16 protein-coding genes are annotated in these 18,672 nt (G+C 64.1%); 7 read left to right on the forward strand and 9 right to left on the reverse strand.

Features of this window, described 5'->3' with window-relative positions:
* Window positions 1-4: 4 nt before the first annotated feature.
* From AB7008_RS23980 to AB7008_RS23990, 3 genes are read left to right on the forward strand one after another with little or no spacing between them, the layout of a single operon-like run.
* On the forward strand, window positions 5-1,069 hold the full coding sequence (locus AB7008_RS23980; protein ID WP_304494042.1) for an ABC transporter ATP-binding protein: 1,065 nt from the start codon (window positions 5-7) through the stop codon (window positions 1,067-1,069).
* 12 nt (window positions 1,070-1,081) lie between these two features.
* The gene (locus tag AB7008_RS23985) at window positions 1,082-1,966 is read left to right on the forward strand and encodes an ABC transporter permease (protein ID WP_041957855.1); all 885 of its coding nucleotides are present in this window, start codon (window positions 1,082-1,084) and stop codon (window positions 1,964-1,966) included.
* Window positions 1,967-1,976: 10 nt separating this feature from the next.
* Window positions 1,977-2,798 carry an ABC transporter permease gene (locus AB7008_RS23990; protein ID WP_014495741.1) on the forward strand — a complete coding sequence of 274 codons (822 nt, stop codon included), beginning with the start codon at window positions 1,977-1,979 and terminating at the stop codon, window positions 2,796-2,798.
* 75 nt (window positions 2,799-2,873) lie between these two features.
* Here the strand turns inward: AB7008_RS23990 and AB7008_RS23995 are convergent, their stop codons facing one another.
* The 5 genes from AB7008_RS23995 to AB7008_RS24015 form a co-directional block, all read right to left on the reverse strand.
* Window positions 2,874-4,205 (reverse strand): ABC transporter substrate-binding protein, encoded by a 1,332-nt coding sequence (locus AB7008_RS23995; RefSeq protein ID WP_304494043.1) that lies wholly within the window; start codon window positions 4,203-4,205, stop codon window positions 2,874-2,876.
* A gap of 11 nt (window positions 4,206-4,216) precedes the next feature.
* Window positions 4,217-5,086 carry a carbohydrate ABC transporter permease gene (locus AB7008_RS24000; protein WP_304494044.1) on the reverse strand — a complete coding sequence of 290 codons (870 nt, stop codon included), beginning with the start codon at window positions 5,084-5,086 and terminating at the stop codon, window positions 4,217-4,219.
* The gene (locus AB7008_RS24005; RefSeq protein ID WP_304494045.1) at window positions 5,083-6,033 is read right to left on the reverse strand and encodes a carbohydrate ABC transporter permease; all 951 of its coding nucleotides are present in this window, start codon (window positions 6,031-6,033) and stop codon (window positions 5,083-5,085) included. Before AB7008_RS24005 ends, AB7008_RS24000 begins: the two co-directional genes overlap by 4 nt.
* Before the next feature lies 1 nt (window position 6,034).
* A complete protein-coding gene (locus tag AB7008_RS24010) occupies window positions 6,035-6,886 on the reverse strand; it encodes a phosphodiesterase (RefSeq protein WP_304494046.1) in 852 nt (283 codons plus the stop codon).
* Window positions 6,887-7,246: 360 nt separating this feature from the next.
* On the reverse strand, window positions 7,247-8,719 hold the full coding sequence (locus tag AB7008_RS24015; RefSeq protein WP_304494047.1) for a protein adenylyltransferase SelO: 1,473 nt from the start codon (window positions 8,717-8,719) through the stop codon (window positions 7,247-7,249).
* Between the two features lie 197 nt (window positions 8,720-8,916).
* Here AB7008_RS24015 and aspS point away from each other — a divergent pair, with 197 nt between their 5' ends.
* Entirely contained in the window at window positions 8,917-10,689 is a 1,773-nt protein-coding gene (aspS, locus tag AB7008_RS24020; RefSeq protein WP_304494048.1) for an aspartate--tRNA ligase, read from the forward strand.
* A 167-nt stretch (window positions 10,690-10,856) separates the two neighbouring features.
* On the opposite strand, the gene AB7008_RS24025 is transcribed toward aspS, so the two are convergent.
* The gene (locus tag AB7008_RS24025; protein ID WP_304494049.1) at window positions 10,857-12,827 is read right to left on the reverse strand and encodes a hypothetical protein; all 1,971 of its coding nucleotides are present in this window, start codon (window positions 12,825-12,827) and stop codon (window positions 10,857-10,859) included.
* Window positions 12,828-13,073: 246 nt separating this feature from the next.
* Between AB7008_RS24025 and AB7008_RS24030 the strand changes: the two genes are divergently transcribed.
* The 3 genes from AB7008_RS24030 to AB7008_RS24040 all read left to right on the forward strand — a co-directional run bounded on the left by AB7008_RS24030 (window position 13,074) and on the right by AB7008_RS24040 (window position 16,318).
* Window positions 13,074-15,383, forward strand: a complete 2,310-nt coding sequence (locus AB7008_RS24030) for an NADP-dependent malic enzyme (protein WP_028157506.1) — start codon at window positions 13,074-13,076, stop codon at window positions 15,381-15,383.
* A 288-nt stretch (window positions 15,384-15,671) separates the two neighbouring features.
* The gene (locus AB7008_RS24035) at window positions 15,672-16,124 is read left to right on the forward strand and encodes a DoxX family protein (protein WP_248883095.1); all 453 of its coding nucleotides are present in this window, start codon (window positions 15,672-15,674) and stop codon (window positions 16,122-16,124) included.
* A gap of 35 nt (window positions 16,125-16,159) precedes the next feature.
* Window positions 16,160-16,318, forward strand: a complete 159-nt coding sequence (locus AB7008_RS24040) for a hypothetical protein (RefSeq protein WP_304494050.1) — start codon at window positions 16,160-16,162, stop codon at window positions 16,316-16,318.
* Window positions 16,319-16,333: 15 nt separating this feature from the next.
* On the opposite strand, the gene AB7008_RS24045 is transcribed toward AB7008_RS24040, so the two are convergent.
* The 3 genes from AB7008_RS24045 to AB7008_RS24055 all read right to left on the reverse strand — a co-directional run bounded on the left by AB7008_RS24045 (window position 16,334) and on the right by AB7008_RS24055 (window position 18,638).
* Window positions 16,334-16,885: a dihydrofolate reductase gene (locus tag AB7008_RS24045; protein ID WP_304494051.1), complete on the reverse strand. Its 552-nt coding sequence runs from the start codon at window positions 16,883-16,885 to the stop codon at window positions 16,334-16,336.
* 7 nt (window positions 16,886-16,892) lie between these two features.
* Window positions 16,893-17,906 (reverse strand): polysaccharide deacetylase family protein, encoded by a 1,014-nt coding sequence (locus tag AB7008_RS24050; RefSeq protein ID WP_248883097.1) that lies wholly within the window; start codon window positions 17,904-17,906, stop codon window positions 16,893-16,895.
* A gap of 165 nt (window positions 17,907-18,071) precedes the next feature.
* Entirely contained in the window at window positions 18,072-18,638 is a 567-nt protein-coding gene (locus AB7008_RS24055) for a glutathione peroxidase (RefSeq protein ID WP_441259645.1), read from the reverse strand.
* Window positions 18,639-18,672 lie beyond the last annotated feature (34 nt).

The raw sequence follows: 18,672 nt of genomic DNA on the forward strand, positions 1-18,672 counted from the left end.
GGGAATGGCCGACTCTATCGATAAGCTGCAGATGTCGATCACCAAGCGTTATGGCGGCAAGGTGGTGCTCGACCAATTTCCGCTGGAGGTCGGCGGCCGCGAGTTTGTCACCTTCCTCGGGCCGAGCGGCTGCGGAAAGTCCACGGCGCTCGGCATCATCGCGGGCCTGGTGCCGCCGAGCGACGGCGAGATCCACCTCAACGGACGACGGATCGATGACGTGCCGCCCGAGAAGCGCGGTTTCGGCATGGTGTTCCAGAACTACGCGCTGTTTCCGCACCTGACAGTGTTCGGCAATGTCGCGTTCGGCCTCTCGCTACAGAAGCGCTCGTCGGAGGAGATCGACAAGCGCGTCCGGGAAATGCTGGGTCTGGTTCGTCTTGCGGGCTATGAAGACCGCTATCCCGGTCAGCTCTCGGGCGGACAGCAGCAGCGTGTCGCCATTGCGCGGGCTCTTGTGCTGCATCCTCGGTTGATGCTGTTCGACGAGCCGTTGTCCAACCTCGACGCAAAGCTCCGCGTCGAGATGCGCGCCGAGATCAAGCAGCTGCATACGCGGCTTGGCCTGACCTCGATCTACGTCACCCACGACCAGGCCGAAGCTCTCTCGCTCTCCGACCGCATCGTCGTGCTGCGTGAAGGCGTGCTCATGCAGGTCGGGACGCCGCAGGAAATCCACGACCGTCCCAAGAACGTCTTCGTGGCGGATTTTATGGGCTTTCGAAACTTCCTCGATGTGACACTCGGCAAGGAAGCGGGCGGTATGATCGAAGCCGGCTTCAAGGGGCAAATCTTGCAGGCCAGGGCCAGGGATAGCTTCCACCCGGGCGAGCACGCCGTTCTGGCTGTCCGGCCGGAAGATGTGCGTCTCGGCCAGTCTGGTGATGGCGTCAATGTGCTGCGCGGCAAGGTCGAGCTGGTCGAATATCTCGGACGCGAGCAGGAGGCCGAGATCGCGCTCGATGGCGGCGCAAGGCTCTGGGTCCGCTCGCACGAGAAGATCGTATTGGGCGAGATGCTGGATCTGACCTTGCCGGCGGACAAATTCGTCCTGCTGCGTCGCGAGTGAGGGGGACAGATCGTGGCTCGCATCCGCTCTGATTCCCGCAGCGAACTGGACCTCGTCGCGATCCTCTGTCTTACGCCGTCGCTGCTCTACGTGCTCGCGATGTTCGTCTACCCGTTCCTCTACGGGATCTACATCAGCTTGCAGCCGAAGAAGCGCGACGTCGGAATGTTCTCGAACTATGTCGCGTTCTTCAACGACGCCTACCAGTACAACACGATCAAGACGACCTTCATGTTGGCGTTGCCGACCACGATCGCGGTCGTGCTGGTTGCGCTGTTCCTCGCATACGGCATGCGGCGTGGCATCTGGTTCGAGCGCACCATCACGACCATTCTCGTGCTTCCGATCTCGCTCGGTGTCGTCTTCCTTTCGGAAGGGATCCTCGGCTTCTATGGCCACAATGGCTGGCTCAACCAGTTGCTGCTTGCGGTCGGATTGATCCAGAACCCGCTCGAGCTGACGCATAATTCGATCGGCGTCATCTTCTCGCTGTTCATGCAGAACTTTCCGTTCTGCTTCCTGATGTTGCTCGGTTACATCTCCGGTATCGACCCGAGCCTGGAAAGCTCCGCCCGCATGCTGGGCGCCGGGCCCTGGACCATCTTCCGGCGCGTCATGTTCCCTTTGATCGCACCGGGCCTGATCATCGCGTTTGCCCTCGTCTTCGTGATGAGCTTTGCCGTGTTTCCATCCGCGGTGATGGTTGGCCAGCCGGCCGGTTCGACGCGGACGATCTCGATCGCGGCCTACCAGCAGGCCTTCGAGCAATATGACATGTCCTACGCGTCCGCGATCGCGGTCATCATGGGGCTCTGCCAGCTCGTGGCGCTGGTGGTCATCGTGCTGGTGCGGCGTCGTATGACGATTGCAACAACCATGGGCGTCGGCAAACGCTGAGGGGAAGCAGATGCGCGGACGGATGTGGAAATTGGCGATCTACCTGTTCCTGCTGGGGTTCATCCTGAACCTGCTCGGAATCGTGACGCATGTCGTGGTCAGCTCGTTCGCCAAACGCTGGTTCGGCAAGCCGTTGCCGCCGGCGTTCACGACGGATTGGTTTACCTACGCCTGGCGGGAGTTCGAGCTCTCCCATGTTCTCTTCATCACGCTGTTCATCGCGCTGGCCGTGGTCTTCATCGCGCTCGCGATCGGATTTCCGGCGGCCTACGTGCTGGCGCGGCGGAATTTCAACGCCAAGCCGGTGCTGCTGCTGCTCTACTTCCTGCCGCTGCTGATCCCTCAGATGACCTACGGCATTCCGCTTGCCACGACGCTTTATGGGTTTGGTGTCGGCGGCACGGTCATTGGCGTCATTCTCGCCGTGCTCGTCCCCATGGTTCCTCTTGCGGTCTTCATCCTGTTACCGTTCTTCGAGCAGATCAGCTTGAACCTTGAATGGTCGGCGCAGATGCTCGGCGCGAGCCGGCTGCAGATATTCCGCCGCATCCTGTTGCCGCTGATGCTGCCCGGCATTTTGACAGCGGGCCTGCTGGTACTCGTGAATACGATCTCGAACTTCGAGCTGGCGTTTCTGCTCGCGGGCGGGGGATCTCAGACCCTGGTCGTGGCGCTGTATTACAACGTCTTCGCTGGCGGTGTGCGGCCGGTCTATTCGATCGATGCGATGGCTGTCATCTACATGTGTACCGTCATGGCCGTGCTGCTGGTCGCATTGCGGTTCGTGCGTCCGACGCAGATGGTGTTCAGGCTCGATGGCCGACGCAACTGATGCGATCACGGCCCCTGAAATGATTTCGGCGCCCCACACCGTGGAGCGCCGAGCTTGTTTGGCTGATCGTCGGCCTTACGGCAGCTTCAGCGACGTCTCCGCGTTGTACGGCTTCAGCGTCTCGTCGGCGGCCTTCTGGGCGGCGACCAGCGCCTCCTTCGGCTGCTTCTTGCCGTTGAGGACCAGCATCACCTCGTCCTCGAGGTTCTTGCGGACTGGGACGGTCTTGTAGGTCGCAAACCACGGCTTGGCGACGTCGAGCTGCTCGACAGCGGTCTTGGCGTCCGGGTTCTTGTTGAGGAAGTCGACCATGTCAGGCGTCTTGTAGGCCGCCATGTTCGGCGCGAAATAGCCGGTGGCGCGGCTCCACCAGGCGCTCTTCTCGGGCGAGGTCATCCACTTGATCAGGGTCCAGGCGGCCTTCTGCTTGTCGGCTTCGAGGCCGGCCGGAACGATCAGCGAGGCGCCGCCGATCGGCACGGCGTTGCGGACGTTGCGCGGGATGAATGCGACCTTATAGTTGAACTTAGCGTTGTCGCGCACATAGGTCAGCGAGCCCGTCGAGAGCATCATCATCGCGGCATTGCCGGAGATGAAGGAGGTGCTGACAGCAGGTCCCGGTGTCGCGCCGGGCGCATGAACCTTGTGCTTGTAGACGAGGTCGTTCCACCAGGTCAGCGCGCCGAGCATCGAGGGCGTGTCGTAATAGACCTCGCCGCCGAACTCCTCATTGTAGTAGCGCCCGCCATTGGTCATGGTGAGCGTTTCCATCATCCAGCCGCAATAGTCATAGGCGCAGGGGATCGCGATGCCCCATTGGGTCACCTTGTCGCCTTCGCGCTTGGTGAGCTTCTTGGCCCAGTCGGTGAGCTCGGCCCAGGTCTGCGGCGGCTTGCTCGGATCGAGGCCGGCTTCCTTGGCCTTGTCGGCATTGATGTAGAGCAGCGGCGTCGAATTGTGGAAGGGCACGCCGTAGACCGAGCGGTTGATCACCGCGTTGCCCTGCAGCGCCGGGAAGAATTGGCCGAGGAACTGGTCCTTGGTGGTGCCGTCGGCGGCGATCAGGGGATCGAGATTGGTGAGCTCGTTCTCGATCTGCATGTCGAGCAGGAAGTTCGCCGACATGATCACGGCGGCCGGCGGCTTGCCGGCCTTGATCGACGCGCGCGTCTTGATCAGCGTGTCGTCATAGGAGCCGGTATAGACGGCGGTGGCCTTGATGGCGGGATGGGTCTCGTTGAACTCCTTGATCAAGGTGCCCATGTCGCGGGCGAGCTTGCCGTCGACGGGAACGGGGAAGAACAGGTCGATCTCGGTCGGACCTTCGGCCATCGCCGGGACGGCGAGGGCGCCGGCCATAGAGCCTGCCATGGCGAGGCCAAGCATGAGCCTGCGGGTAAACAGCATCGAAAAATCTCCTATTTGATGCCTGAGGTGACGAAAGAACTGATGAAGCGCTTCTGGAAGATCAGGAAGGTGATGAGCAGCGGTGCGATCACCATCAGCGTGCCGGCGGCAATCGTGCCCCAGGCCTGCGTGCCTTCGGCCGTCGCGGTGAAGACGGACAGACCGACGGTGAGCGGCCGCTTGTCCGGCGAATTGATCACCATCAGCGGCCACAGGAAGTCGTTCCAGTGGCTGGTGACGGAGATGATGGCGAAAGCCGAGAAGCTCGGCATCGACAACGGCACGTAGATGTGGCGGATGCGCTGGAGAAGGCTGGCGCCGTCGATCAGGGCGGCGTCTTCCAGCTCGGTCGGAATGGCTTCGAAAGCCTGCCGCATCAGGAAGGTGCCGAAGGCCGAGGCGAAGAACGGCATCATCACGCCTGCGAGCGTGTCGTAGAGCCCGAGCTGCGCCACCAGGCTCAAATTCGGCACGATCAGCAGCACCGGCACCAGCATCAGCTGCATCAGGAACAGGTAGAAGATCAGCGTCTTGCCGGCGAATTCGAGCCGGGCAAAGGCAAAGCCCGCCAGCGTAATCGTGACGAACTGCACCATCAGGATGCCGGTGCAGATGATCGTGGTATTGAGGGTGTAGCGCGGGAAATCGCCGATCTCCCAGGCATCCCTGACATTGTCGAGCGTGGGCTTGAGGCTCGGGATCAGCTCGGCCATCAGGTTGATGCCGTCGGACGCCGGGCGCAGCGTCGCCACGCCCATCCACAGGAACGGGATCAGCCAGACGATGGCGAGCAGGATCGTCAACACGAAGCCGAGCTTGGGCGTGATCTCGCGGCGGGTGGCGAGTGGGGCATCCTTGAGCAGGCGGTCGATCAGCGTCATGGCCCGCCCTCGCGGCTTGCCATCGTCCGGAAGGAGAGCGCGGTGAGGCCCATCAGCGCCGCAAGCGTCAGCAGCGTCGCCGCCGAGGCCTTGCCGATGTCGTAATGCTCGACCGCCTGCTGGTAGATGTAGAACAGCACGAGATTGGTCGAGTTGGACGGCCCGCCCTTGGTCATGACGAAGACGTGGTCGACCTGCGTGACGGCGTTGAGCGTGGCGATGACGATGACGAACAGGAAGGTGGGCTTGAGCTCCGGCAGGATGATGTAGCGCAGCCGCATGAACGGGCCGGCGCCATCGAGATGCGCGGCTTCCATGACATCCTCGGGCACAGCCTGGAGGCCGGCGAGGAAGAACAGCATGTAGTAGCCGGCGTTCTTCCAGATGGTGATCACCATGATCGCATAGAGCGCGATGTCGGGGTCGCCGAGCCAGTTCGGCACCACCGGAAGCAGGCGTCCGATGTAATAGTCGAGCAGGCCGACATTGGGCAGGAAGATGAACAGGAACAGCGCGGAGGCCGCGACCATCGGGATCAGCACCGGCAGGAACAGCGCCGCGCGCAGCGCGCTGCTCACCGCATTGGTGCGCGACAGCGCCAGCGCGAACAGCAGTGCAAGTCCGATGCTCGGGATCGCCGTGCCGATGGCGTAGAGGAGATTGTTGACGACCGCGCCGGTGAAGGCGGGATCGGCAAGCACCGCACTGACATTGTCGAGGCCGACGAAGCGGACCGGCGCCTTCGGCGTGGCGCGCTGGTAGAGCGCGTCGATGAGCACGCGCCCCATCGCGCCGTAGGTAAACAGCGCGAGGAAGACCAGCGAGGGCAACAGCAGCAGATAGGCGGGCAGCGAGGCTTTGAATCGGCCAAGAAACCGCTTCAGGACGTGCAGACGCGGTGCCGCCGAAGTCGCGACCGGGAGAGCCGCGGGTTCAGCGAGACTCATCTCATCGCGCCGGGAAGTTGAGCGCATAGTCGCGGTCGGTCATTCCCGTCGGTGCGGCGAATGGAAAGCGCAGACTTGTGTCGAGGAAGTCGTGGCTGTGCACGACTAGGTTCTCGCCGTCGATCAGCACCACGCCATAGGCCGGCGGCTCATGACTGGCGAGATGGTCGGTCGCGGCAGCGTCAAGCTCGAACCAGACCTGGTGGTTGGTGCCGCGGAGCGTCGAGAACGGGATCTTGCCGTAGCTGCCGAAGATCGGCCGGTGCACATGGCCGAAGAAGAGATGGCGGATGCGCGAGCGGTAGGGCGCGATCACTTCGGCGAACTCCGCGCTCTGCTTCAGCGCGATCTCGTCCATCGCGTGGACGCCGACCGGGAAGGGTGGATGATGCATGAAGACGACGAACGGCATGTCGGCGGGCGCGGCCGCCAGCGTGCTTGCGAGCCAGTCGAGGCGCTTGGCGCACATCTCGCCGGCGTGGCTGGTCTCGTCCAGCGTGTCCAGGAACACGAACAGGCCGTGCTCGGTGGTGCGCGTGCCCTGCACGAAGCCGTTCGGGTCGCGCGGCGCGGCCTTCAGGCCGTCGAGGCAGGCCACGCGCTTGTCGTGATTGCCGACCATGGCAATGTACGGGATATTCAGCGCGGCCATCGCCTCGGCGAAATTGGCATAGGATTCAGGCTCGCCCCAATGGGTGAGGTCGCCGGTCACGACCGCGAAGGCAGCATCGGACTGGTGCTTGTTGATGTCGGCAACCGCCGCGTCCAGCCGGGCGCGCGGATCGAGGCCATAGAGCTTCAGTCCGGGGTTCGCGAGATGCGTGTCGGTGATGTGGATGAATTTGAAGGGCATGGCGCGTCAGGACTGTTGGAGGATGGGCGCCTCCGGCAGGACGTCCCTGACAGGCCGTTAGAGCGCCAGTGTTTCAGTTTGATGACAGCGGTTCCTACGGCGCGTGGAAGGTGTGGACATGCTTGGGCGACCGGGCGAGCGTACCCTGGGGCCGAATGACCTCCCACGATTGAGGCGCAAGTTACGATCTACCTTGCCGCGAAGATGCGGTCGTGGTTCGCTCATGGGAGTGGTCCCGCTACGATCCCGTCGATCCGCAGAAGTTCGACGCGGCGTCGTTCGGCGGCGTCAGGAAGGCGACGAAGTAAGAAGCTGCGTAGGGTGGATTACGCCTTCGGCTAATCCACCCTACGCACCGAGCTACGTCCCGCAGAACGTCTGCAACACCCGCTGATTCGGCAGCGGCGGATCGGCATAGGCAGCATAGTCCGGCTGCTCCTCGAACGGCCTGGCCAGCACCTTCACCAGCTCCTCGAACGGCGCGTAATCGTCGTTGTTGACGGCGGCCTGGATCACGGCCTCGACGCGATGGTTGCGCGGGATGAAGATCGGGTTGACGGCGTGCATGGCGGCCTGCCGCTCGGCCGCGGTCTGCGGCTCCAGGGCGATGCGTTCGCGCCAGCGCCCGGCCCACTCGTCGAAGGCTGCGGGCTCCATGAACTGCGCGCGCACATCGGCGCCGTCATCACGTGCGGCGTCCCCGAGCTTGCGGAAGGTGAGGGTGAAGTCGGCCTGGTTCTTCGCCATGGCGTCCAGCAGGTCCTGGATCAGCGCCTCGTCGCCGTCGCGTTCCGTGAACAGGCCGACCTTCTTGCGCAGACCTGCTTGATAGGCGTTGCTGAAGGTCTCGGCGAACGCGCCGAGAATGTCCTGGGCTTCGGCGACTGCCTTTTCCTGGTCGTCGGAGAATAGCGGCAGCAGACATTCGGCGAGCCGGGTCAGATTCCACAGCGCGATGCGTGGCTGGTTGGCATAGGCGTAGCGGCCCATCTCGTCGATCGACGAAAACACCTGCGCGGGGTTGTAGGCGTCCATGAAGGCGCAGGGGCCGTAATCGATGGTCTCGCCGGAGATGGAGCTGTTGTCGGTGTTCATCACGCCGTGGATGAAGCCGACCAGCAGCCAGCGCGCGATGAGATCGGCCTGGCGCGCGACGACGCCGGCGAGCAGCGCGTGATAGGGGCGCTCGGCATGGAGCAGGTCCGGATAGTGGCGGGCGATGACGTGGTCGGCGAGCCGGCGGATCGCGCCGGTGTCGCGGCGGACGGCGAAGAACTGGAAGGTGCCGACGCGGATGTGGCTCGCGGCGACCCGGGTCAGCACCGCGCCGGGCAGCACGGTCTCGCGCATGACGTGCTCGCCGGTGATGACCGCGGCGAGCGACCGCGTGGTCGGGATGCCGAGCGCGAACATGGCTTCGCTGACGATGTATTCGCGCAGCACGGGCCCGAGCGCGGCGCGGCCGTCGCCGCGGCGGGAGAATGGGGTTGGACCCGAGCCCTTGAGCTGGATGTCGCGGCGGACGCCGTCTCTGTCGATAACCTCGCCGAGCAGGATCGCCCGGCCGTCGCCGAGCTGGGGCACGAATTGCCCGAACTGGTGGCCGGCATAGGCCATGGCGATTGGATCGGCGCCGGCGGGAACCGTTTTCCCGGCCAGGATTTCGGCCCCCTCGGGGGTCTCCAGCAGATCCGGGTCGAGCCCGAGCTGGACCGCCAGCGGGCGGTTCAGCTTGATCAGCCGGGGGGCGGCCACAGGGGTCGGCGCGACCCGGGCAAAGAAGCTGTCCGGCAGCGCCGAATACGAGTTCTGGAAGGGGAAATGGACGGTCATGGAGGTAAAGATAGGCGGGGAACGCCTGATGGCAAAGGCTTGAGGCCCAATCGGCCAAAAATGGGCGCTTCGGCCCCAAAACAGCCCGTTCCCTTGGTTGCCGCCTCCGGCCTCGTCGGGTAAACCCTGCCGCAACTTCGGACCGGTCGTTTCAGGCCGTCCGATTCGACCCCTCCGACATTGATTTTGGGACGACCATGCATCGCTACCGGTCACATACATGCGGCGCGCTCCGCGAGAGCAACATCGGCGAAACAGTTCGCCTCTCGGGCTGGGTCCATCGCGTTCGCGACCATGGCGGCGTGCTGTTCATCGACCTGCGCGACCATTACGGCCTGACCCAGTGCGTGGTCGATCCGGACTCGCCGGCGTTCGCGCTGGCCGAAAAGCTCCGCTCGGAATTCGTGGTCAAGATGGACGGCAAGGTCCGCCGCCGCCCCGAGGGGACCGACAATGACGATCTGCCGACCGGCAAGATCGAGATCTATGTCAGCGAGATCGAGGTGCTCGGTCCGGCCGGCGACCTGCCGCTGCCGGTGTTCGGCGATCAGGACTATCCTGAAGACATCCGCCTGAAGTACCGCTTCCTCGATTTGCGTCGCGAGAAGCTGCACCAGAACATCATGACGCGCGTCGACATCATCAAGTCGATGCGCCGGCGCATGGAGGGGCAGGGCTTCTTCGAGTTCAACACCCCGATCCTGACCGCGTCCTCGCCGGAAGGCGCGCGCGACTTCCTGGTGCCGTCGCGCATCCATCCCGGCAAGTTCTATGCACTGCCGCAGGCGCCGCAGCAGTACAAGCAGCTGCTGATGATGTCGGGCTTCGACCGCTACTTCCAGATCGCGCCGTGCTTCCGCGACGAGGACCCGCGCGCCGACCGTTTGCCGGGCGAGTTCTACCAGCTCGACGTCGAGATGAGCTTCGTCACGCAGGAAGACGTCTTCGCGGCGATGGAACCTGTGATCACCGGCGTGTTCGAGGAGTTCGCCAAGGGCAAGCCGGTGAGCAAGAACTGGCGGCGCATCCCGTTCGCCGAAGCGCTGCGCAAATACGGCAGCGACAAGCCGGACCTGCGCAACCCGATCGAGATGCAGGACGTCTCCGAGCATTTCCGCGGCTCCGGCTTCAAGGTGTTCGCGCGCATGCTCGAAGATCCCAAGAACCAGGTCTGGGCGATTCCGGCACCGGGCGGCGGCAGCCGCGCCTTCTGCGACCGCATGAACTCGTGGGCGCAGGGTGAGGGCCAGCCCGGCCTCGGCTACATCATGTGGCGCGAGGGCGGCGAGGGTGCCGGTCCGCTTGCCAACAACATCGGGCCTGAGCGCACCGCTGCGATCCGCGCGCAGATCGGCACCAAGGAAGGCGATGCCGCCTTCTTCGTCGCCGGAGACCCCGACAAGTTCTGGAAATTCTCAGGTCTTGCCCGCAACAAGGTCGGCGAGGAATTGAACCTCACCGACAAGGAGCGGTTCGAGCTCGCCTGGATCGTCGACTTCCCGATGTACGAGTACAACGAGGACGACAAGAAGGTCGACTTCTCGCACAACCCGTTCTCGATGCCGCAGGGCGGTCTCGACGCGCTGAAGGGCCAGGACCCGCTGACCATCAAGGCGTTCCAGTACGACATCACCTGCAACGGCTACGAGATCGCCTCGGGCGGCATCCGCAACCACGTGCCGGAAGCGATGGTGAAGGCGTTCGAGATCGCGGGCTATGGCGAGCAGGAAGTGGTCGACCGCTTCGGCGGCATGTACCGCGCCTTCCAGTACGGCGCGCCGCCGCATGGCGGCATGGCCGCGGGCGTCGACCGCATCGTGATGCTTCTGTGCGGCACCAACAATCTGCGCGAGATCTCGCTGTTCCCGATGAACCAGCAGGCCATGGATCTGCTGATGGGCGCGCCGTCCGAACCCAGCACCAAGCAGCTCCGCGAGCTGCACGTGCGGGTGAACCTGCCGCAGAAGTGAGCTGCGGCGGTTTTCGGTCTCGTGCCCCGGACGCAGCGCAGCGCGACTTCAGCGGTGCGCTGCAGAGCCGGGGCCCATGTCTCGGTGAACCGCGGCCTTTCTGGGTCCCGGATCTGCGCAGCAGCGTTACACGCTGCAGCGCGTCCGGGACACGAGACTGTCTCTAGCTACAGCCCCGTCGACGCCTCGATCCTGAACTGCGCCAGCGCGACGATCGGCTCGCTGCTCAGCGCGTCCATGAGCTGAAGCACCGGCACCTTGCCGAGCGGCGTGAGCTTGATGGTGAGCGTCTGACCTGAGGTCTCGACGAAGCCGGCGAGCGCATCGACCGCCGCTTTGGCATCGAGATTGGCGGCGGTGACCTTCTCGCCCTGCGCCCGGATCATCTCGGCGATGGCGCTGCGGGCGGCGTCGCGGCTGACATTCTGCATGCGCGAGAACTGCGCCACGATCAGATCGACGACGCCGCTGTCGCGCAGGGAGAGCTCGATCGCGCCGGTCTCGACCTGCGCCATCTCACTCATAGCTTCCATCGGGTCGGTCGTGGTGAACAGGCCGCGCGGCACATTGGCGAGTGAGAATCGGGCCTGTGCCTTGGCGAGATTGCCGAGATCGATCGTGGCCGGCGCAAGCACGAAGGCGCCCGACGACTCCGTCCAGGCGGCACCGAGATCGAGGTCGATCGCGAGCTTGTCCACGCCCCCCATGATCAGCGGCCGCTGCGTCGGATTGGTGGGATCGGTGGGCGTGACCATCTTCACGACCAGATTGGCCTTGCTCGGGATCGATCCGACCAGCTGGCCCCAGTTGAGGCTGATCGTGTCGATGGTGATGAGTTGCCGCGTGTTCTTGTAGGGCGAGACCACGCCTTTGATCTCGGCACCTTCGAGCACTCGGAACAGGCCCAGCATTTGATCGGGTGAGGGGGGCTGCCCGGGGGGGCGGAGGCTTGCCGCCCAGCGCATCAGATTGGCCGCGCTGAAGGATTTCAGCGCGAAGCGCTCCATCTTGAGCTGCCCCTGCGGCATCGGCAGATCGAGGCCTTCCAGCGATATTTTGTCTTGATCGTATTTGACGGCGTTCAGCTTTCCCGTCCCTTGCGGCGTCTCGACCGTTTGTTTGCCGATTTCGGCCTTGCCGATCTGAAAGCCCTCGAAGAAGTCGGCTACCTTCTCGATCATGTCACGCGACTGCGCCGGCGTCGGGATCGAACCGTCAGCAGGCATTAACGCCATGATTTCGGCCAAGCGGAATTTCGAGGGCCGGATCGCAATGTCGTCGATGGCGAAATTGTCGAATTGCACGCGCACGCCCGGAGCCATTGTCACCGTGTATGAATTGGCCGAGATGCGTCGATAGATCTTGTGGAAACCGTCGTCGCTCGACCCTTGCGGATCGAGCGCGGCCATCACCGCGCTCGCGTCGAAATCGTAGGCGGCCAGACCGGACAGCTCGCCGGTCATTTTCGAAGGCTTGCCTGGCTGGGCCACGTCGAGCGAGAAGGTGATACGGTCCGTCTTCGCCGTTTCGATCTTGCCGCGATTGACGTTCTGGACCGCAAGACCGGAATAGACGAAGTCTCCGCTGCCGGGATTGCCGGTGCCCGCATCAACATTGACCGTGATGGCCGGCGCCACGATCGAGGACGCCGAGACAGTTGCGTATTGCGCGAGCATGAAGCGGTACATGTCGATGATCGAGCCCGACAGCTGAGCGCTGGCCGCACGGGTAGGACCGAAAAAGTCGCGAGCAGTGATCTGCGGGATCTTGTAGTTCGCTTTCAGCTTCGTCCGCTCGGTGTAGAGGAAGGCGACCTCGACCCCCGACACCTCAATGCCGTCGGCCGCGAAATGGGCTTGATCTGGCTGTCGTACACCGACGGCTGTGACCTTTGCGATCTTGACGTTGGCCAGCTCCGGCTGGGCGGGCTCGACATTGATGTTCTCGATCGTCAGTGTCCGGGTCGTGAGCTCGAACGTGATCTTGCCGTGGCTCGCCTTGCCGCCGCCTGAGCGCATCTGCTCGAAGGCCGCCTCGACCTCGCTAGTGGCCCGGTGCTGGACGTAGAGGTCGAAGCCGAACCATCCGCCCGCGGCAAGCACGGCTGCCACGATCAGGCCGATCAGGATCCGCTTCATTCCCAGCTCCAGTTGCCCGTTTTGCACTGCGCAACCTGCCATATTCGGGAAATGCCGCGCGGTCTAGGGAAAGCTAACGCTATCAGATATTTGACCATGCGCCCTGTTGATGGGGCCGCAATCGGATGTTGCCACCGGGGCGCCCGCCGTGCTTCATCCCGTTTCCATGACCCGGAAATACCGTCCGCTTGGGCGGCGGCTCGGGATGAGGCATTTTGAAGCCGGTAACGCGAGGCGAGACACCGCATGTCGTCTTATTCTGATGATCTCCACCAAGCGGCGCTGGCCTATCACCGTCTGCCGCGCCCCGGAAAGCTCGAGATCCAGGCGAGCAAGCCGCTCGCCAACCAGCGCGACCTCGCGCTTGCCTATTCTCCGGGCGTTGCCGCCGCCTGCACCGAGATCGCCAAGAACCCGGCGGAGGCCGCCACGCTCACCACCCGCGCCAATCTGGTCGCGGTGGTCTCGAACGGCACCGCGGTGCTCGGCCTTGGCAATATCGGCCCGCTGGCCTCGAAGCCGGTGATGGAGGGCAAGGCGGTCCTGTTCAAGAAGTTCGCCGGTATCGACGTGTTCGACATCGAGATCGCCGCCGACACCATCGAGCGCGTGGTCGAGACTGTGGCCGCGCTCGAGCCGACTTTCGGCGGCATCAATCTCGAGGACATCCGCGGACCGGAATGCTTCGAGATCGAGGCGCAGCTGAAGGAGCGCATGAAGATCCCGGTCTTCCATGACGATCAGCACGGTACCGCCATCATCGTCGCCGCCGCCATCACCAATGGCCTCAGGCTGAACGGCAAGAAGCTGTCCGACGTCAAGATCGTGGCGTCGGGGGCAGGGGCCGCCGCGATCGCGACGCTCAACCTCCTGGTGTCGATGGGCGCGCAGCGCAAGAACATCTGGGTCTGCGACATCGACGGCCTCGTGCATGAGGGCCGCAACACCACGATGGACCGCTGGAAGGCGGTCTACGCGCAGAAGACCGACAAGCGCACGCTGGGCGACGTCATCGGCGGCGCCGACATCTTCATCGGTCTCTCGGCACCCGGCGTGCTCAAGCCGGAGATGGCCAAGGCGATGGGCGACAAGCCCCTGATCATGGCGCTCGCCAATCCGACCCCGGAGATCATGCCGGAGGAGGCGCGGAAGGTGCGCCCCGACGCCATGATCTGCACCGGCCGCTCCGACTATCCGAACCAGGTCAACAACGTCCTCTGCTTCCCCTTCATCTTCCGCGGCGCGCTCGACGTCGGCGCCAGCGCCATCAACGAGGAGATGAAGCACGCCGCCGTCGAGGCCATCGCGCAGCTCGCGCGCGAGGCGCCGTCGGATGCAGTGGCGCAGGGCTTTGACACCGGCGAAACGCAGGGCTTTGGCCCGGGCTCGCTGATCCCGAGCCCCTTTGACCCCAGGTTGATTCTGCGCATCGCGCCCGCTGTCGCCAAGGCGGCAATGGAGTCGGGCGTCGCGACGCGCCCCATCACCAATTTTGACGAATACACCGCGCTGCTCGAGCGCTTTGCCTTCCGCTCCGGCCTCGTCATGAAGCCGATGTTCGCCAAGGCCAAGACCCAGCCGGTGCGCGTGATCTACGCCGAAGGCGAGGACGAGCGCGTGCTGCGCGCCACGCAAGTGGTGCTGGAGGAGAAGCTGGCGACGCCGATCCTGGTCGGGCGTCCGTCGGTCGTCGAGGCGCGCATCAAGCGCTTCGGCCTGTCGATCAAGGCAGGCAAGGATTTCGACCTCGTCAATCCCGAGGACGATCCGCGCTATCGCTCCTATGTCCAATCCTATGTCGAGGTCGCCGGCCGCCGCGGCGTGACGCCGGATGCGGCGCGCACGGTGGTGCGCACCAACAACACTGTGATCGCCGCGCTCGCGGTCACGCGCGGGGAGGCGGATGCCATGCTCTGCGGCGTCGAAGGCCGCTACATGCACCACCTCCGCCATGTCCGCGAGATCATCGGCTTCTCCGCGGGGATCATCGACTATGCGGCGCTGGCGCTGCTGATCACCAGCAAGGGCGCCTTCTTCATCGCCGACACGCAGGTTCGGCCCAATCCGAGCGCCGAGGAGCTCGCCGAGATCGCCTCACTGGCGGCGGTCCACGTCCAGCGCTTCAACATCAAGCCGAAGATCGCCTTCGTCTCGCACTCGGATTTCGGCAGCTACGACACCGAGTCCTCGCGCAAGATGCGCCGGGCGACCCAGCTGTTGAAGGAGAAGCACCCGGAGATCGAGGCCGACGGCGAGATGCAGGGCGACACCGCGCTTTCAGCTGCTGCGCGGAAAATGGTGCTGCCGCACTCCAAGCTCGAGGGCGAGGCCAACATCATGATCATGCCGAGCCTCGACACCGCCAACGTCGCCTATCAGATGATCAAGTCGCTGGCGGATGCGCTCCCCGTCGGCCCGATCCTGATCGGCCCGGCGCGCCCCGCCCATATCCTCACGCCCTCGGTGACGGCGCGAGGCATCCTCAACATGACGGCAGTTGCGGTTGTGGAAGCGCAGGAGCGCGCTGCACGGCAGCAGCCGACGCTGTTTACGTAGGGATCGATCCTTCCGCGAACTCGTCATGCCCGGGCTTGTCCCGGGCATCCACGTTCTTTGTGCGGCGAGGTAAGTCGTGGATGGCCGGTCAAGCCCGGCCATGACGCCGAGAGCGTTGTGGTCGCCGCTCCCGGTTCGATTCCGCTAGGGAGCGCCATCTTGCCGCCAACTTTGAATTGCTCGCAGTTCGCCATTTCCCCGTTTGTAAACCGGCGCACGACTCTTCATAATCGCCCGGTACTCTCGTCAAGACGCCTTTTTCAAAAAGCCTGAGCCAAGAGGCCGATCATGCCAGCGTTCGTGACTTTCGGGCGAATCCTGTTCGCCGTGCTGTTCATCTACACGGGCGCGACCAAGCTCTTTGCCCTCCAGGCGACGGCCGATTTCATCGCCACCAAGGTGGTGGTGCCTGATGTCATCGAGCCTTACGCCAAGCAGATCGAGACGGCGACCGCCATGACCACGCCGCAACTGCTGGCGATCGCGGTCGGCGGGCTCGAGATCATTGCAGGCCTGATGATTGCGCTGAACTTCGGCGCGCGCTTTTTCGCATTGCTCATGATCATCTACATCGCGGGCTCGACCGTCCTGTTCTCCGATTTCTGGAATCAGGCCGCGCCCGACAACGCCAAGATGGTGGTCGATGCGCTGAAGAATCTCTCGATCATCGGCGCGCTGTTCATGATCATGGGCTATGGCCGCGCTACGCGCTCGGCCGAGACGGCCTACGGGGACGTGTAAAGCAAGTTGATGGCTCGCCTGTTTGCGACGCGTGCATGAACCATCATTCACAGATTATGGTTCCAGCCGAATATCGCGTCACGCATCTCGCGGCGCGAGATGATCTGGCGTCTGATTTCATGGCCAGTCTGAGCGCGGGCGGCACGGTGCACACGCTACGTGGTGTGCTGGCTTATCACCTTCCGACGCCGTAGCGCAGATCGCCTGCGCTAGACCCGACGCCACGGCGTCACCGTGACGTGATGCGCCGCGTCGAGCAGGTACGGTGCCCCCGGTTTCATCCCGTGTGACGCCAGCACCTCATGCGGCGTCTGCTCCGGCACGCCGACGAAACAGCCTTCGCCGCCGGGCAGCCGCACATGCGGGGCTTCCGACAGCCAGAACGTGTCGTAGCGGTCCATGAACATGTCGAACACGACGGGGCCGCCGATGATTGCGACCGTGCCGGAGGCGACATCGGCGAAAGCGCAGGCCTCCTCGAAGCTCGTATGCTCGGGATTCCACAGCGTCGCGTTCGGCATTTCCGGGTCGACGGTGAGCGCCTTGATCTTGCGGGTGAGGATCAGCCGCTTGCGCTTCGGCGAATTCGGCTGCTGCTCGTGCGAGTGCCCGCCGTGCACGATGATCGCGGCACGATCCAGCGCCTGCTCGAAGAACCGCTTGTCGCCTTCGAACACCAGCGTTGGGGGCATGATGTGCGACGGATCGGCAAGCATGCCGTCCGCCGATATGATGACGTAACCTTCAAACCGGAAAGACAATTGCGGTCTATTCCGAGACCGTCGTCACGACGCTGTTGACCGGGCGCGTGCTCACCGTCGGCAGCTTGACGTCCTTGAGCAGCTCCTGGTCGTATTCCGGCAGCGTCGAGGCCGGGAATTTGGCGCGCATCGCCACCACCTTGTAGCCGCCGGCCTTCAGGCGCTTGAGCAGCTCAGGCAGGGCTTCCGCCGTGTGCTTCTGGAAGTCGTGCATCAGGATGATGCCCTTGCCCTTGCTGTCGAGCTTCTTCATGACGGTCTCGATCACCTTCTCGGGCTTCGACGCCTTGAAGTCGAAGGAGTCGATGTCGCAGGAGAAGATCGCGACGTTGCGGTTGCCGAGATAGGTGACCATCTCCGGCGGGTGCTGCAGCGCCGGGAAGCGGAAGAACGGCGAGGGCGAGATGCCGCCGAGCGCCCACTTCACCGCCGAGAATCCCTTCTCGATTTCTTCCTTGCGCTGCGCTTCCGTGAGCTTCTTGTTGTTGAGGTTGGCGTGCGACCAGGTGTGGGCACCGACGGTGTGGCCGGCCGCATAGACCTGCTTCAGGATCTCCGGCTCATAGGTCGCGTGCTTGCCGATCGAGAAGAAGATGCCGGTGGTGCATTCGTCGGCGAGCGCCTTCAACACGGCGGGCGTGTTCTTCGGCCAGGGGCCGTCGTCGAAGGTCAGCACGACCTCCTTGTCGCGCAGGAAGTCGAGCTCCTTGAAATGCTCGAAGCCGAAGCCCGGACCACCCGTGGTGTCGATCTCGACGGTGCGGGCGACCCCGAGCGCGCCGGGCGTGTTGCAGGCCGCGCGGGCGGGCTGGGGCGCCTGTTTCGGCGGGGGCGGGAAGGCCGCTTGCGTCGGCGCAGCGGCTGTCGCCGCGGGAGCGGGCGCCGGTGCTGCGGCGGGGGCTGCAGCCGGTGCCGCCTGGGTGGCGGCTGCGGGCTTTGCGGCCGGGGTCTGCGACCACGCTGCGCCTGCCATCGCAACCGACATCGCGCTTGCCAAAATCAGTCCTGCCGCCACACGCATGGTGTTGTCCTCGAGATTGATCCCGTTGTTCCGCCGCAGCTTTTCGCCTCTGGCAAAACCATCCTGCCCCTTGATCGTCCTAGCCTAGATGGTGGGCCCTCGTCATTGCAACGGCTGTTTGGCACCCCGCCACAATTGTGCCCAACCGGATTGGGGCTGCGGGTGTCAGCTGTCGGCCAGCGCCTTCGCAATCGCCGTCTTGACTCGCGTGTCCGTCGGATCGACCGCAGACGGATACACCTCGGCAATGTAGCCGTCCCGCCCGATCAGGTATTTGTGGAAGTTCCAGCGCGGAATGTCGCGTGGACGCGCTTCGGCCGCCCATCTGTAGAACGGATGCGCTTTGGCGCCGACCACCACGGCCTTGGCCGCGATCGGGAAGGTAACGCCGTATTGGTGGTGCGCGGTCTCCGTGATCTCGCTGGTGCCGCCGGGCTCCTGGCCGCCGAAATCGTTGGAGGGCACACCGATCACGGTGAGCCCGCGCTCGCGAAACTCGCTCCAGATTTCCTGCAGGCCGGCGTATTGCGGAGTGTAGCCGCAGAGCGAAGCGGTGTTGACGACCAGCAGCGGCTTGCCCGTGAACGCGGCAAGACGGATGTCGTCGCCTGATAATGCAGGGAAAGAGAAGGCATAGGCCGAAATCCGGCTCATGCCGCCATCGGCACGGCTGCGTCCAGCAGACGCGGTCGTCGCGACAAGCGCGGCGAGCATGGTCCTGCGGTTCAGCATGGCAACGTCCCCCGACGTGATCCGGGACGCACCT

It is taken from the genome of Bradyrhizobium sp. 521_C7_N1_3, assembly GCF_052075975.1.
Lineage (GTDB): Bacteria > Pseudomonadota > Alphaproteobacteria > Rhizobiales > Xanthobacteraceae > Bradyrhizobium > Bradyrhizobium japonicum.